Raw genomic sequence first — 14,658 nt, 5'->3', positions numbered from 1 at the left:
GGCGTCCGCCCCTCACGCGCTCAAGCCTCGATTTTCGACATCACCGCGGTTGCCGGATCGTAGCGGTAGCCCTTCTGCTCGAGGCGTTCCGCGAGCGTTGCGCTGATGAGCTTCTGCTGCGCGTCGCGCGAAACGAGATCGTGGTCGGGCTTGAGCCGCTCCAGTTCCGACGAGAGCCTGCGCAGCAGCGCGACCTCGGCCGCGCTGCGGGCGTCGAGGAAGGTCACTTTCTGATTGGTCGCGCCGAGCCGCCGCTTGAGTTCCTTCGCATGCGCGATCCACTGCTCGGCCAGCGTGCGCAGCTCGCCGTAGGCCTTCTCGTGCGCCTTGGCCTGGCTCGCCAGCTGGCGGCGCAGCGAGTCGATTTCCTCGGCCATCAGCGCTTCCTTCGACTCGTGATCCGGCGACGGCGCGTCCGTCGACGCGCTCTGCTGCTGAGCCTGCGCGTGGGCCGCTTCCAGTTCGGCGAGCCGCTGCTCGAGCGCCGCGGCGCGTTGTTCGGCCGCCTCCGCACGGCTTGCCGCAGCCGACGCGTCCTGCGCGAGCCGGGCCGTCTCGGCGGTCGCCACCGTGTTGGCTTCGCTCATGGCTGCAAGCTGTTCGCGCGCGGCGGCAAGCTCCTGCTGCGCGCGCTCCACTTCGGCGCGCTGCGCCGCGGCTTCGTCGCCGCGAGCGGCATGCGCCTCACGCTGCGCCGAGAGCTCCGCGTGTGCGTGGTCGAGCTGTGTCTGCAAGGCGGCGAGCTGTGCGAGGCTTTCGCTCGCCTGCAGCGCGGCGTCTTCTGCACGCGACGACGCCGCGCTCGATTCCTCCGCCCAGCGTTGTACTTCGCGGGCGTGCGCTTCGCCGGCTTCGCCGAGGGTGGCGGCCTTTTGGTGCGCGGCGTCGCGTTCCTCGGTGAGGCGGGCGATCTCTTCGTCGCGGGCCATGGCCGCGGTGCTCAAGGCCTCGCGTGCCTGACGTTCTTCGACGAGGGACGTTTCAGCCGCTTGCAGACGGGCTTCGGCGGCCGATGCCCGTTGCTCGGCCTGTGCAATGCGCGCCTCGGCGGCGGCTTCGCGTTCCTCGGTTTGCACGACACGCGCCTCAGCGGCCGCGGCCCGACTCTCGATCTCGGCCTCGCGGCTTTCGAGCTCGGCGACGCGGTCTTCGGCGGCCTTGGCGCGCTCACGCAGGCCCGATAGTTCGGTCGCGAGGCGATTCACGGCGTCTTCCGAAATACTGAGCGCGTTGGTGAGGGTCGCGACACGCTCGCGGGCCAGCTCGGCTTCGGCGAGCGTGTTCTGATATTCGGCAAGCGCCTCGTCGCGCTCGGCGGCGACCGCTTCCGCGTGGCCTCCTGCCAGCGCAAGCCGCTGGTTGACGACGCGCTCGGCTTCCTCGCGCGCGCTCGCCCACAGCGTGCCGGCGGCGCTCAGCATGGTTTGCGCGACGTCGTCCGGCAAGCTCGTCATGACCGGCGCCAGCGCTTGCCCCGACGCGGGCTGCCGCGCCTGCCGCCAGCGCTCCACGGCCGCGGACACGGCGACAATCGAACCGCTGCGGACTTCTGCCCAGATCGCCAGCGCGGAAACCTTCTTGCCTTCGCCGGTCATGCGGTCCGCTATTTGAGCCACCCGTTCGTCGGTGACGGTGTCTGTTTCCATGGACATGAACGCCTCGTGATTCAAAGTGAGCTGGCGGGGAGCGAGCTTTGCCCGCCGTGGGTCGTGGCGGGTATTTTACCTGGCAATTCGGCACGGCCACGCCAGCGCGAGCTCACGTGAGCCGCAATGCGCAGGGATCGCGTCGTCACGGGCCGGTATAGACGACTTTCCAGACGACGTTGCCCACGTCGTCGGCGACATACAGCGCGCCCGCCTTGTCGAGCGCGACGCCGACGGGCCGCCCCAGCGCGTGGCCATCCGCACTCAGGAAGCCGCTCAGAAACGTCTCCGGCAGCTTCTCGGGCAGGCCGTTCGAGAACGGCACGAAAATGACCTTGTAGCCGCTCAGCTCCTTGCGATTCCACGAGCCGTGCTGACCCACAAACGCGCCACCCCAGTAATGCTGCGGAAAACTCCTGCCGGTGTAGAACGCGAGTCCGAGCGACGCGGTGTGATTACCGAGCGCGTAGTCCGGCGTGAGCGCGCTTGCCACCTTGTCGGGCTGCTGCGGCTTTACGCGGGTATCCACATGCTGGCCGTAGTAGCTGAAGGGGAAGCCGTAGAAGCCGCCGTCTTTCACCGCCGTCATGTAGTCGGGCACGAGGTTGTCGCCCAGTTCGTCGCGCTCGTTGACCGCCGCCCACAACGCGCCGCTGTCGGGCTGCCAGTCCATGCCGTTCGGATTGCGCAGGCCCGAGGCAAACACGCGCGAGCGGCCTGTCGCGAGCGTGAATTCGAGAATCAGCGCGCGGCCTTCTTCGGCCTCGACGCCGTTTTCGCCGGCGTTGCTGTTCGAGCCGACCGTCACATAGAGCCGCTCTCCGTCGCGGCTCGCGAGCACATTCTTGGTCCAGTGATGATTGATCGGTCCCGCGGGCAGATCGGCGACCTTCTCGCCGGGCGCTGTGATCTGCGTGTCGCCGGGATGATACGGAAAGCGCAGGAGCGCGTCGGTATCCGCGACGTAGAGCGAGTCGCCGACCGCCGCCATGCCGAACGGCGAGTGAAGCCCCGAGATGAACACGCTACGGCTTTGCGCCGTGCCGCCCGCGCCGCGCAGCAGCACGATCCGGTCGGGGCTCGGCACGCCGGCGCCCGCTCGCTTCATGACGAATTTCATCACCTGCTTGCGAACCCAGCCGACAATGCCGCCGTGCTCGTCGTGCGGCTCGGGCGCATTGCTCTCGGCGACCAGCAGATCGCCGTTCGGCAACGCATATAACCAGCGCGGATGCTCGAGCCCGCTCGCGAACGCGCTCACGGTAAAACCTGGCGGCGCGCTCGGCGTGGCCGGGTTCGCGCTCGTCTGCACGGGCGCGATATGGATGGTGGGCAGCAGCGACGTGTGCGGTGCCGGCAGTTCAGGGTGCGGGCCCAGACCGGTGTCGCCGATATCCTCGGCCGTCGACGCGCATGCCGCAAGGCTCAGCAAGAGCAACGGAAGGAGCGCGGTCATGGCACCGCGACGCGCCCTGGCGGATACGGTGTGAAGCTCATTCATCGCCTGGGTCTCGCAGCGTAGGGACTCGCATCGTGTAGCTCCGTGAACATGTCTAGATCTCGCTGCGTCTGAGCAGATAATCGAGCCCGCCCACCCGATACCAGCGGTAGCCGTAAGGCTCGAGCACGACTGCATGGCGGCCGTCGTCGCTCTCCTCGCTGTGATCGTCCGAGAGCAGGTTGATGAGCCGGTTCTGGCCCGGCTCCGCGCAGCCCGAGCGGAATTTCACCGTGCACGCCTCGGCGCCGAAGTTATGCAGGCAGAGCACCGAGTTGTTGCGCCAGTCATAACGAAGCGCGAGCACGTCGTCGCGCGAGGCGCGCAGCACGTGAAAATCGCCCCAGCTGATTTCCGGCACCTCGCGGCGCATGCGGATCATCCGCTCCATCCAGTTCAGCAAGGAATTCGGATCGCGCCGCTGCCCCGCCACATTGATGCGCTCGAAACCATAAGCGCCGCCCGTTATCACGCGGCACGGCGGCTTGGGGTGCTTGGTGAAGCCGCCCTGCGGTTCGGCGGACCATTGCATCGGCGTGCGCGCGCATTCGCGCTCGGGCAGGCGCAGGTCGTCGCCCATGCCGATTTCATCGCCGTAACGGAACACCGGCGTGCCGGGCAAGGTCAGCATCAGGCTATAGGCCAGCTCCAGACGGCGCCGGTCGCCCGCGAGCATGGGCGCGAGCCGGCGGCGGATGCCGCGCTCGTAGAGCTGCATGTCCGGATCGGGTGCGAACGCGGCGAACACGGCTGCGCGCTGTTCGGGCGTCAGGCGGCCGAGGTCGAGCTCGTCGTGATTGCGCAGAAACACGCCCCATTGTGCGGTCGCCGGACGCGGGCGCGTGGCCGTCAGCGCCTTCTTCAACGGCGCGGTGTCGCCGGTTGCGAGCGTGTAGAACGTGTTCTGGTTCAGCTGGAAATTGAACATCATCTGCAGACGCTCGCCTTCGTCGCCGAAATATTCGAGGTCCGTATTCGGCAGCACGTTCGCCTCGGCGAGGATGATCGCGTCGCCCTGCCGCCACTGCAGAAACTCGCGAAACGCGCGCAGCATGTCGTATTGCTCGACGGGTTTGCGCACCTGCGGGCCTTTGGTCGCGATCACGAAGGGCACGGCGTCCATGCGGAATCCCGACACGCCGAGCTGGATCCAGAAGCCCATGATCTTCAGCAGTTCGGCTTGCACATACGGATTCGCGGTGTTCAGATCGGGCTGGAATTCGTAGAAGCGATGGAAATACCAGCGCTTCGCCTCCTTGTCGAACGTCCATGTCGACTTCTGCACGCCGGGAAACACCACGCCGTCTTTCGCATTCGGCGGCTGCCTGTCGGACCACACATACCAGTCGCGATACGGCGAGTCAGGATCGCTGCGTGCTTCCCTGAACCAGGGGTGCTGATCGGACGTGTGATTGACCACGAGGTCGATCATCACGCGCAGGCCGCGCTCGCGGCACGCATGCGTGAATTCGGAGAAGTCGCCGAGCGTGCCGTATTTCGGATCGACGTTGTAATAGTCCGAGATGTCGTAGCCATTGTCGCGGCCCGGCGAGGGCTGGAACGGCATCAGCCAGATCGTCGTCACGCCGAGCCCTTGCAGATAGTCGAGGCGGCGCAGCAGGCCCTTGAAATCGCCCACGCCGTCGCCGTTCGCGTCCATGAAGCTGCCTACCGAAAGGCAATAGACAATGGCGTTCTTGTACCAGAGATCATTGAGCATGCGATCCGCGCTTCGCGCCATAACAATCGATCGTTGAGAGGACTTGCAATGTCGGAACTGGCATGGTGGCAACGCGGCGTGATCTACCAGATCTATCCGCGCTCGTTTCAGGACAGCAACGGCGACGGCATCGGCGATCTCGCGGGCATGACCTCGCGTCTTTCGTATCTCGCCGATCTGGGCGTCGACGCAGTGTGGGTTTCCCCGATCTACCCGTCGCCCATGGCCGACTTCGGCTACGACGTTGCCGATTACTGCAATATCGACCCAATGTTCGGCAGCCTCGCCGAGTTCAAGCAATTCGTGGACCGGGCCCACGAACTGAAGCTCAAGGTGCTGCTCGACTTCGTGCCGAACCATTCGTCGGACAGGCATCCGTGGTTCGTGGAAAGCCGCTCGTCGCGCGACAATCCGAAGCGCGACTGGTACCTGTGGCGCGATCCGGCGCCCGGCGGCGGGCCGCCCAACAACTGGCTGAGCCGCATGGGCGGGTCCGCGTGGGAATGGGACGCGCATACCGGCCAGTACTACTACCACGCGTTTTTGCGCGAACAGCCGGACCTGAACTGGCGCAACCCGCACGTGCGCCGCGCAATGGACGACGTGCTGCGCTTCTGGCTCGGGCGCGGCGTGGACGGCTTTCGGGTCGACGTGCTGTGGCTGCTCATCAAGGACGCGCAGTTCCGCGACAACCCGCCCAATCCGGCCTATCGGCCCGGCGAGCCCGATCATCACCGGCAATTGCAGACCTATACCGAGGACCAGCCCGAAGTGCACGACATCGTGCGCTCGATGCGCGCGACGCTCGACGAATACGGCGAGCGCGTGCTGATCGGCGAAATCTATCTGCCGGTCGCGCAACTCGTCCGGTACTACGGCGTCAACGGCGACGGCGCCGACATGCCGTTCAACTTCCAGTTGCTGAACGCGCCGTGGAATGCCGGGGAAATCGCGCGCATGATCCGCGATTACGACAGCGCGCTGCCCGCCCACGCGTGGCCCAACTGGGTGCTCGGCAATCACGACAATTCGCGCGTCGCCTCGCGCGTGGGGGCCGAGCAGGCGCGCGTGGCCGCCGTGCTGTTGCTCACGCTGCGCGGCACGCCCACGCTCTATTATGGCGACGAGATCGGTATGACGGATGGGGTGATTCCGCCCGGCGCGGTGCAGGACCCGGCGGAACTGCGCCAGCCCGGCATCGGCCAGGGGCGCGATCCGGAGCGCACACCGATGCAATGGGACGCGTCGCTGCCCAATGCCGGTTTTACAACCGGCAGGTCATGGTTACCGACGGCGACCTACACCAGCGTGCAGGCGCAGGACGGCGACGCGTCGAGCATGCTGTCGCTGTATCGGCGGCTCCTCACGTTGCGCCGCAACAATGCAGCCCTCGTGCAAGGTTCGATCGAACATGTCGCCGCTTCTGGCGACGTGCTGACTTACGAGCGCCACTGCCGCAATCAGCGCTTTTTCATTGCGCTGAACATGGGTCGAGCGAATGCCGAGGTGCAGTCGCCTGCGGGCACCGTGCTGTTGTCGACGGTACCTGGCCGCGACGGCCAGCCGCTCGTGGAAGGCGCGAACCGTCTCGCGGGCTGCGAGGCGCTGATCGCGTCCATCTGAGCGCTATGCGCCGCTTGCGGCGAGCGCCTTTTCGGCGCTCTTCGGCAACACGACCCTGAAGGTCGAGCCCTGGCCGACTTCCGAGCGCACCTCGATACGCCCGCCCTGCTTCCTGACAATGCCATACGAGATCGACAGGCCGAGCCCGGTGCCCGTGCCGACCGGCTTCGTCGTGAAGAACGGATCGAAGATGCGGTCGCGATGTTCCGGCCGGATGCCCTGTCCGGTGTCCTCCACCTCGACCCACACGCTGGTGTCGTCGTGGCCGGTGCGCACGGTGATATGGCCGTGCCCCTCGATGGATTGCGCGGCGTTCATCAGCAGATTCATGAAGACCTGATTGAGCTGCGACGGAATGCATTCGAGTTCGGGAATCGCGCCGAACTCGCGCTTCAGATCCGCCTTGTATTTCAACTCGTTCCAGACGATGTTGATCGTCGTATCCAGATTGCTCTCCAGATTGGCCCGCTGCTTCTCCGCCTTGTCGACATGCGAGAAGTCCTTCAAGCCCTGCACGATGCGCTTGACCCGCTGCAGGCCTTCCACGGATTCGGAGAGCAGCGCCGGTATGTCCGTGCGCAGATAATCGATGTCGATCTCGCGCTTCAATGCGGCCAACGTCGCGCGCGATTCCGCAATCAGCTCGGCCTCCGTGCGCTCGTATGCGGCGAGCGCGGTCAACAGATCCGCGACATAGCGTTGCAGCGTGCCGAGGTTGGCATTCACAAAGCCCACGGGATTATTGATTTCATGCGCGACGCCCGCCGCGAGCTGACCAATCGAGGCGAGCTTCTCCGACTGCAGCAACTGGCTGTGCGCCTGCGCGAGTTCGTTGATGAGTGCCTCCTGACGCGCCTTTTCTTCACGCAGCGCGGCATACGCGCGGGCGAGTTCGCGCCGGTCGGCCTGGAACTGCTCCACGGCGCGCGCCATTTCGCCGATCTCGTCGCGGCCCTGCGCGACACGCGACGCGTCCTGTCCGCGCACCGCATCGCCGCTGCGCAGATTGCTGCTGACCACTTCGAGTCGAGCGAGCACGTGTTTGCCGAGAAACGCATGTGCGACGAGCCACGCGAACAGCAGGCTCACGGCAACGAGGCCCGTAATCCAGCGCTCGTTGCGCGCGGAGGTATCGGCGAGCCGTTGCACGGCCTGCTGAAATTCCTCGGTGCATCGGTCCGATTGAAGCTGCGCCGACGCCACCATCGCGCTTGCCTGCTGACGCAAGCCTTCGCTGAAGGTATCGCGCGACGCGCGGCTAGCCGGATCGCCTTGCGCGGCCGCCGCGCTCGCGCCTGCCGGGTTCGACGTATGGGCAAGGGCCGCACGCAGATCGCTTTCGCGCAACTGCGCGACGATGTTCACCGTGTTGCGAAACAACTGGCTTGCCTGATGAAGGTCGAGCACGCTCACGTCGTCGTTGGCGGCGGCGAGCCTGTCCGAAAGACGGTCGAAGATCTCCAGCTCCCGCACGATGTCGGCATAGCTCGCGCGCATCGCATCGAGCGAATTGGCGCCTGCGAGCCGTGCCGATTCGCGCTCGATCAGCAACGTGTGCTGCACCAAAGTATCAGCGGCCTGCATGCGCGTGAGTTCGCCGGTGGCCAGCACGCGCGTCTCGTGCGTCGCCACGCGCAGCGTGTAGACGGCGGTCAGGCCGCCCGTCGCGATCAGCAAGGCGAGCACAACCGTGGCCAGCGTGAACTGCCAGCGCAACGAGCGCGGCAACAGCTTCAGGCGTGTCGCGGCGAGGCGCATGCGCGGGCTCCCGGTGAATTCGTCAGCGCGGTCAGATGGGTCATGGGGGTCATGGCGGTCATCGCTTCCAGATGCCGCGGTAGACGTTGCGATAGCCGTTGCCGGGATCGAACTGTCCGTGCAATCCGCCGTCGAACCGGATGTTCGCCGCCGTCACCAGATGAACCGGCGACACGTAGCCCGTTACCGGCTGATGCGCGAGCAGGCGGTTCAGTTCGTCGACCAGCTGCCAGCCCTGCAAATTGAGCGGCTCCGCGACGGTGCCGGTCTGGAAAGTGCCTGCCTGAATGCGCAGAAAAGCCGCTGCGCTTCCGTCACCGGCGGACAGCATGCTGACGCTGTGGTTCTGGCCGCCGGCGCGCGTGAGCGCGGGCGCGGCGTAGTCGAAGTAGATGTCGTTGATGGCAAGCGCGTAGTTCCAGCGTTTGCCGTACTGCGCGGCGAGTTCGTCGGTGAGCGCGGGCATCAGCTCGGCGCTCTTCGATATCGCGACGTCGCGCACCGCGAGCAGGCGGCAATCGCGGCACGCGCGAATCACGTCGAGCATCGCCTCGGTCTTGGCTCTCGCGATCTGAAAGTTTCCGTCGGTCAACACGACGACGCCCGCGCGCCCGCCGGACTGGATCACGGCGGCCATGGCCGTGATCCGCGCGACGTCGAGCGGATTCGTCGACACGTTCATCGCCACTGGACCGTTCGCCATCGCGCCGGCCACGGGGCCGACATGCCAACCGACGAGCGGGATGCGGCGCGCGGCGAACGGCAGCAAGTCCGCTTGCATCTCTGCGGCGTCCACGCCGACCAGAATCGCGCCGTCCGGCTGCAAGGCGAGCGCTGCGGCAACGGCCTTGCTGCGGCCCGCCGCGGTGCCGCGTGCGTCGTACACGCGGGTGTTCCAGCCCATCGCGTTGGCGGCTTCCTTGATGCCTTTCGCGACGCCCAGCACGCCGCCGTTGCGCAAGTCCTCGCTGATGATGGCAATCGTCGCGCCGGGCACCGCCGCCGGCCCGGACCTGGGGCCGTTCCAGCGCGACGCGGGTTCGCTCGCGCTATCCACGGCGCGCTGCATCGCGGCGAGATCGAGCGGCGCGTTGGCCGCCGCGCGGTTGGCGGATTGCGGTGCGACCTGCCCGCACACCGGGCGGATGCACAGGCCGCAGAGCACGAGCAGCGCGGCCGCGAGCCCAAGGCGTGTCTGCATGAATCCTCCGGATAGGCCGAACAATGTGCCTCGCGTGCGGCCGGACGATTGGGCAATCCGGCGCTCCGGTGGTCCGGCAGCCCGGCGCACCGACACTTCCGCGCGACGCGAGATGTTCCTCTTCCTCGTGTTTACGGCGGATTCGCGTGCCGCTTGATACACGGCGCATTACGGGAAACCCTCGGATTGGGCGAAGCCGCGTTCGCGCACCGGCTCGCCGTATGCATTTTGAGCCAGGGTAAATACCGCTCCGCGCCGGTGCCTTACGCTCCGTTAATTCACTCATGGCAGCGACGCCGGACCGGACGCACGAGCGCTCACGGAGTCGGCGACGAGAGCGCTGCCTGCTTTGTCATTTCACGGGCCCTTTCGGTGAAAACCAATCTGTCGGAAGCTATTGTCGAGCGGGTGAATTGCGGTGTCTTCACCGTGGATCGCGAGCTGCGCATTCTGACTTGGAACCGCTTCATGCATTCGCATAGCGGACGTTCCGCCGAATCCGTGGTCGGCCAGCTTCTGCTCGACGCTTTTCCCGAGTTGCCGCGGCAGTGGCTGAGCCGCAAGATCGAGGGCGTGTTCGTGCTCGGCACGCCGGCTTACTCGTCGTGGGAGCATCGGCCGTATCTGTTTCGCTTCGAGCATTCGCGCCCGATCACCGGCACGATCGACGCGATGCGCCAGAACTGCAGCTTCATCCCCATCGAAGACGACCACGGCGAGGTCGTCGCGGTGGGCGTCGCGATTGTCGACACGACCGACGTCTGCATCGCCTACGGCGAGCTTCAGGACCGCGAGAAGGCGGTCACCAGCGCGCTCGCCGAATTGACCGTGCGCAACGAGCAGCTGACGTCGCTTAACGAAGCGCTCGCGCATGCGCATCAGCAATTGCTGCAATCGGAGAAGCTCGCCGCGATCGGTCAGCTCGCGGCGGGCGTCGCGCATGAGATCAACAATCCGGTCGGCTTCGTGCTGTCGAACCTCAACACGCTCGACGGCTACGTGAAGACGCTGATCCGCTATACCGCCGATGTCGAGCGCATGGTGAGCGAAGCCGCGCCGGCGTTGCAGAAGAACATGCGGGCGTTCGCGGAACAGGCCGATCTGGAGTACCTGCTCGCCGACGCGCCGACGCTCGTGCACGAATCGAAGGAAGGACTCGCGCGCGTGCGCACCATCGTGGTCGATCTGCGCGACTTTTCGCGCGTGGACAGCACCCATGTGTGGGAGCTCGCGGACATTCATCGCTGCATCGAATCGACGCTCAACATCGTCCATAACGAGGTGAAGTACTGCGCCCACCTCGTGCGCGAATATGCGGAGATACCGTTCGTGCGCTGCATTCCGTCGCAGATCAGCCAGGTGGTGCTCAATCTCGTCGTCAACGCGGCGCAGGCGTACGGCAATCATCACGACCAGCACGGCGCGCCGCGCGGCACGATCACGGTGCGCACCGGCATGGACGCGGCCGATCCATCGAACGTGTGGTTCGAAGTTGCCGATGCGGGCTGCGGCATCCCGCCTGAACACCTGAAACGCATTTTCGACCCGTTCTTTACGACGAAGCCGGTTGGCCAGGGCACCGGCCTCGGTTTGTCGGTGACCTATGGGATCGTGAACGCGCACCGCGGCACGATCTCCGTCGTCAGCACCGTCGGCGAGGGCACGACGTTCCGCGTGACGCTGCCTGTCGACGGAACCCTGCTTGAAGAAACCAGCCAACCCGAAGCGCTCGTGCAAAACGGTTCGCTGGATGCAATCGCGTTGCCGGCGCAATCGCCGGCGGCCACATGAGGTAAAGCTATGCCATTGCCCGTACTTGTTGTCGACGACTCGACACTCGCCCGAAAACTTTTGATCCGCTCGCTGCCCGAGGAGTGGGATGTCGAGATCACCCAGGCCTCGGATGGCGCCGCCGCGCTGGAGCTGTATCGCGCCGGCAAGGGCGCCGTGATTTTTCTCGATCTGACGATGCCCGTCATGAACGGCTTTCAGGTGCTCGAAGCGATCCAGCACGAAGGCCTCGACACGTTTGTGATCGTCGTGTCGGCGGACGTGCAGTGCGGCGCCGTCGAACGCGCGAAGGCATTGGGCGCGATCGGCTTCATTTCCAAGCCCGTTTCCCCCGAAGCGATCCTGCCGATTCTCGCGGAGTACGGTCTCCATGAATGAACAGTCTCTCAACGAAGACCAGCGCGACGCCTTGCAGGAAATCTGCAACGTCGGCATGGGTAAGGCCGCCGCGGCGCTCGCCAGATTGCTGGGTGCCTTCGTCACGCTTTCGGTGCCTGACATCCGGCTCGTCGGCGTCGAACAGCTGCGCGTCGCGCTGGGTGCGCAGGACGACAGCGAATTGCGGCCCGTGCGCCAGGCGTTTCAGTCCGACATTTCCGGCGAGGCGATCGTGCTCGTCGGCAAGGACGGTCAGCGCGAATTGCAACAGCTGATGGGGCACGACGTCGGCGAACCCGATACGGAAGTGGAAGTGTTGTGCGACATCACCAATCTGCTGGTGGGCGCCTGCGTGCAGAGCGTGTTCGAGCAGCTCGGGCGGCACATCTGCTTCTCGCAGCCCACGCTGTTGCCGCTCGCGGGCAAGACGCACGACGCCTTGCTGCCCGGCGGCAGGTGGGACCTCGCGCTGTTGCTGGAGATTCATTTCACGCTCGAGCAAGGCGGCTTCGGCGCACGCATGGTGCTGCTGTTGCCCGATGCGGCGATCCGCGGCATGAAGGAAGCGCTCGATCATTTTCTCGAAGCACTGTGATGCGGGCCGACGCGATGCGACCGTCACGCGACATCAATCACGAGGTTAATCATGTCTGAGCTTCAGGCAACCGGCACTCCGACCGAACTCGCTGCAACGGCACCGGCCGCATCTCTGGATGCCGCCGATGCAGCGCCCGCCGCGGTCCCGACGCTGCTGCTGGTGGACGACGAGCCGGGCGTCATCTCGTCGCTCAAACGCCTGCTGCGCCCGATGAAGTACGAAGTGCTGAGCGCGAACAGCGGCGCTGAGGCGCTGGCGCTGCTCGAATCGGCGAGCGTCGACGTGATCATTTCCGACATGCGCATGCCCAACATGGACGGCGCGGAGTTTCTCTCGCGCTCGCGCACCGTGACGCCCGACGCGATCCGCATTCTGCTCACCGGCTATTCTGAAGTGGATGCGGTCGTGCGCGCGGTCAACGAAGGCCACGTCTATCACTATCTGCACAAACCGTGGGACGACCAGGACCTGCTGCTGACGATCCAGCGCGCGCTCGAACAGCTCGCGCTGCAACGCAAGGCGGAACGGCTCACCGCGCTGTTGCAGGAGCAGAACGAAAAGCTCTCGTCGTTCAACATGGAGCTCGAGCGCGAGGTCCATGCGCGCACCGAGGAAATCCGTCAAACCGTGATGTTTCTCGAAGGCGCGCAGCAGGACCTGAAAAGCAACTTTCTCACGATGGTGAAGGTCTGCGCGAACATGGTCGAAATGCGCTGCGGGCTGCCGGGCCATTCCGCGCGTATCGGCGAGACGGCGAGACAGCTTGGCGCCGCGCTGGGTCTGAGCGACTACGCATGCAACGAACTGCTGATGGCGGGCCTGCTGCACGGCATCGGCAAACTCTTTTTGCCCGATGCGTTGCTGAAGACGCCCGTTGCGAAGCTGCAGCCGCAGGAAGCGAAGCTCTATCAGCTTCATCCGCTGCATGGGCAGATGGCGCTCACGCCGGTGTCGCAATTGAGCGGCGTGCAGACGATGATCCGTCACCAGTATGAGCGTTACGACGGGCGCGGCACGCCCGATGGACTCATCGGCGGATTGATTCCGCTCGGCGCGCGCGTGCTGGCGCTTGCGCGGGACGCGGAAGACCTGCGCATCGGCGTCATCGCGCCGCAAAAGATGAACGACGCGCAGATCATCTCGACCGTGCGCGCGCAAAGCGGAATTCGCTACGATCCCGCGATCGCGGAGAAGTACATCGAACTCCTGACGAAACACGCGGAACTCACACCCGAAGGCGTGCCGGATCGCGTCGACGCGTCGCATCTGAAGGAAGGCATGAAACTCGCCGACGACTTGCGTACGTCGCGCGGCACGCTGCTCATGACGAAGGGCAAAGTGCTTTCCGCCGATCAGGTCGCGCAGATTCGCCGCTACGAAATTCACGAGGGTGAACCGTTCGTGATTCTGGTCGAGCGCGCGGCGGATGCGCGCAAGGCGGAAGCGGCCTGATCTATCGTCGGTCAGGCCGCTCAGTTGGCTGAGGCGCAGGGCGTTCTCATCAAACTCAACTGCGACTTGCGCGGCACAGCGCGGCTGCCGCAAAGCCGGCTGCGAGCGCGCTGTACACGTAGAACATCGAGCGCTTCGCCAGGTGTGCTTCGAAGCCGGGCGTGAGCCGGCTCGGCACCGCGTGATAGTCGACGGTATAGGCGACGGCCGCGGTCGTCGCCGCGCTCGCGACGATTTCCGCCACGCCCGCGCGTCGTTTTACACGACACTGCCAGCGGTCCAGCAGTCCTTCGAACAGCACGCCCCAAAAAACCGCCGACGCCTGATTGATCGCGAGGCCCGTCAGCGTAAAGCGCGCGCTCGGGCCGGTCTCGCTGAATGCGCGGCGCGGCCACAGGCAATGAGTCACCGCGTTCAGCGGCGCATACGGCGTGCTGCCGTCGGCGCGCGCCCGCGCGGCTGCCATGGCGGCTGCGGCGCTGCCTGCCGCTGTGCCCGAGATCGTCGCGCGGCATAAAAGATTGACGATGCGGTTCATCAGCTTGCTCCCGTTCCGTGCGCGGAGTCGTCGAGGCCGTGACCGGCTTTTTTCTCGACCAGATAGCAGCCGCGCTCCACGCCGTCGCGCAACGCCTCCGCGCGTGTCGTCCATTCCGGCGTGACCGGTTCCACGTCCGGCAGCGCGAACGGTTTGCCGTCGACAGACGCGTCGAGCCGTGCGACCCAGGCTCCGCGGTCGTTCTGCTTCGCACTCACGACAATGTCCACGCCGCGATGCGTGACGCGCATCGTGCCGTCGCTTTGGGTCTCCAAGTCCGTGCTGCGTAAATCCGTGCCTGCCATGCGTGCCTCCGGTGTTTCGCCATGTGTTGCGCCTGCGTTGCGCCAGGCGTTGCCCCACATCCGCCCGTCGCCGCATGCGGTGTCGATGCGTCGGTATGTCGGTATGTCGGTTGCAGCAACGCTTGTGCCCTGAGATGGCACAGGCATTGC

Annotated in this window: 12 protein-coding genes; 5 read left to right on the top strand and 7 right to left on the bottom strand. The window is 65.6% G+C overall.

Translation table 11 applies throughout. The features are described from left to right. Nucleotides 1–20: 20 nt before the first annotated feature. The 3 genes from HV711_RS09560 to HV711_RS09550 all read right to left on the bottom strand — a co-directional run bounded on the left by HV711_RS09560 (nucleotide 21) and on the right by HV711_RS09550 (nucleotide 4,864). Entirely contained in the window at nucleotides 21–1,652 is a 1,632-nt protein-coding gene (locus HV711_RS09560) for a DNA-binding protein (protein WP_035482390.1), read from the bottom strand. Between the two features lie 139 nt (nucleotides 1,653–1,791). Next, the gene (locus HV711_RS09555) at nucleotides 1,792–3,147 is read right to left on the bottom strand and encodes a PQQ-dependent sugar dehydrogenase (RefSeq protein ID WP_082201504.1); all 1,356 of its coding nucleotides are present in this window, start codon (nucleotides 3,145–3,147) and stop codon (nucleotides 1,792–1,794) included. Between the two features lie 52 nt (nucleotides 3,148–3,199). Further along, nucleotides 3,200–4,864 (bottom strand): alpha-amylase family protein, encoded by a 1,665-nt coding sequence (locus HV711_RS09550; protein ID WP_014971755.1) that lies wholly within the window; start codon nucleotides 4,862–4,864, stop codon nucleotides 3,200–3,202. A gap of 48 nt (nucleotides 4,865–4,912) precedes the next feature. Here HV711_RS09550 and HV711_RS09545 point away from each other — a divergent pair, with 48 nt between their 5' ends. Next, complete coding sequence (locus tag HV711_RS09545) at nucleotides 4,913–6,487, top strand: alpha-amylase family glycosyl hydrolase (protein ID WP_035482394.1); 1,575 nt, start codon at nucleotides 4,913–4,915, stop codon at nucleotides 6,485–6,487. Between the two features lie 3 nt (nucleotides 6,488–6,490). Here the strand turns inward: HV711_RS09545 and HV711_RS09540 are convergent, their stop codons facing one another. Both HV711_RS09540 and HV711_RS09535 read right to left on the bottom strand, forming a co-directional pair. Continuing rightward, entirely contained in the window at nucleotides 6,491–8,245 is a 1,755-nt protein-coding gene (locus HV711_RS09540) for an ATP-binding protein (RefSeq protein WP_035482396.1), read from the bottom strand. Nucleotides 8,246–8,303: 58 nt separating this feature from the next. Next, a complete protein-coding gene (locus tag HV711_RS09535) occupies nucleotides 8,304–9,446 on the bottom strand; it encodes a substrate-binding domain-containing protein (protein ID WP_035482397.1) in 1,143 nt (380 codons plus the stop codon). A gap of 372 nt (nucleotides 9,447–9,818) precedes the next feature. Between HV711_RS09535 and HV711_RS09530 the strand changes: the two genes are divergently transcribed. The 4 genes from HV711_RS09530 to nosR are packed head-to-tail and all read left to right on the top strand — an operon-like array spanning nucleotide 9,819 to nucleotide 13,665. Beyond that, a complete protein-coding gene (locus tag HV711_RS09530; RefSeq protein WP_035482408.1) occupies nucleotides 9,819–11,237 on the top strand; it encodes an ATP-binding protein in 1,419 nt (472 codons plus the stop codon). A gap of 9 nt (nucleotides 11,238–11,246) precedes the next feature. Further along, complete coding sequence (locus HV711_RS09525) at nucleotides 11,247–11,615, top strand: response regulator (RefSeq protein WP_013590136.1); 369 nt, start codon at nucleotides 11,247–11,249, stop codon at nucleotides 11,613–11,615. Beyond that, nucleotides 11,608–12,210, top strand: a complete 603-nt coding sequence (locus HV711_RS09520; protein ID WP_013590137.1) for a chemotaxis protein CheC — start codon at nucleotides 11,608–11,610, stop codon at nucleotides 12,208–12,210. The genes HV711_RS09525 and HV711_RS09520 overlap by 8 nt, the downstream gene beginning before the upstream one ends. Nucleotides 12,211–12,261: 51 nt before the next feature. After that, a complete protein-coding gene (gene nosR, locus HV711_RS09515; RefSeq protein WP_035482398.1) occupies nucleotides 12,262–13,665 on the top strand; it encodes a response regulator c-di-GMP phosphodiesterase, NosR family in 1,404 nt (467 codons plus the stop codon). Nucleotides 13,666–13,720: 55 nt separating this feature from the next. Here the strand turns inward: nosR and HV711_RS09510 are convergent, their stop codons facing one another. Both HV711_RS09510 and HV711_RS09505 read right to left on the bottom strand, forming a co-directional pair. Beyond that, entirely contained in the window at nucleotides 13,721–14,203 is a 483-nt protein-coding gene (locus HV711_RS09510) for a hypothetical protein (protein WP_051224414.1), read from the bottom strand. After that, on the bottom strand, nucleotides 14,203–14,508 hold the full coding sequence (locus HV711_RS09505; RefSeq protein WP_051224416.1) for a DUF6566 family protein: 306 nt from the start codon (nucleotides 14,506–14,508) through the stop codon (nucleotides 14,203–14,205). Before HV711_RS09505 ends, HV711_RS09510 begins: the two co-directional genes overlap by 1 nt. Nucleotides 14,509–14,658 lie beyond the last annotated feature (150 nt).

The sequence above is a fragment of the Paraburkholderia phenoliruptrix genome (assembly GCF_902859825.1).
In the GTDB taxonomy this organism is placed as follows: Bacteria; Pseudomonadota; Gammaproteobacteria; order Burkholderiales; family Burkholderiaceae; genus Paraburkholderia; species Paraburkholderia phenoliruptrix.
This window is presented reverse-complemented; position numbering and strand designations above follow the sequence as displayed.

What these genes read in the sequence shown, in the direction of transcription:
- HV711_RS09535 (WP_035482397.1), bottom strand. Translation starts at nt 9,446, where the DNA reads ATGCAGACACGCCTTGGGCTCGCGGCCGCGCTGCTCGTGCTCTGCGGC.
- HV711_RS09520 (WP_013590137.1), top strand. Translation starts at nt 11,608, where the DNA reads ATGAATGAACAGTCTCTCAACGAAGACCAGCGCGACGCCTTGCAGGAA.
- HV711_RS09545 (WP_035482394.1), top strand. Translation starts at nt 4,913, where the DNA reads ATGTCGGAACTGGCATGGTGGCAACGCGGCGTGATCTACCAGATCTAT.
- nosR (WP_035482398.1), top strand. Translation starts at nt 12,262, where the DNA reads ATGTCTGAGCTTCAGGCAACCGGCACTCCGACCGAACTCGCTGCAACG.
- HV711_RS09560 (WP_035482390.1), bottom strand. Translation starts at nt 1,652, where the DNA reads ATGTCCATGGAAACAGACACCGTCACCGACGAACGGGTGGCTCAAATA.
- HV711_RS09505 (WP_051224416.1), bottom strand. Translation starts at nt 14,508, where the DNA reads ATGGCAGGCACGGATTTACGCAGCACGGACTTGGAGACCCAAAGCGAC.
- HV711_RS09510 (WP_051224414.1), bottom strand. Translation starts at nt 14,203, where the DNA reads ATGAACCGCATCGTCAATCTTTTATGCCGCGCGACGATCTCGGGCACA.
- HV711_RS09540 (WP_035482396.1), bottom strand. Translation starts at nt 8,245, where the DNA reads ATGCGCCTCGCCGCGACACGCCTGAAGCTGTTGCCGCGCTCGTTGCGC.
- HV711_RS09550 (WP_014971755.1), bottom strand. Translation starts at nt 4,864, where the DNA reads ATGCTCAATGATCTCTGGTACAAGAACGCCATTGTCTATTGCCTTTCG.
- HV711_RS09555 (WP_082201504.1), bottom strand. Translation starts at nt 3,147, where the DNA reads ATGAATGAGCTTCACACCGTATCCGCCAGGGCGCGTCGCGGTGCCATG.
- HV711_RS09525 (WP_013590136.1), top strand. Translation starts at nt 11,247, where the DNA reads ATGCCATTGCCCGTACTTGTTGTCGACGACTCGACACTCGCCCGAAAA.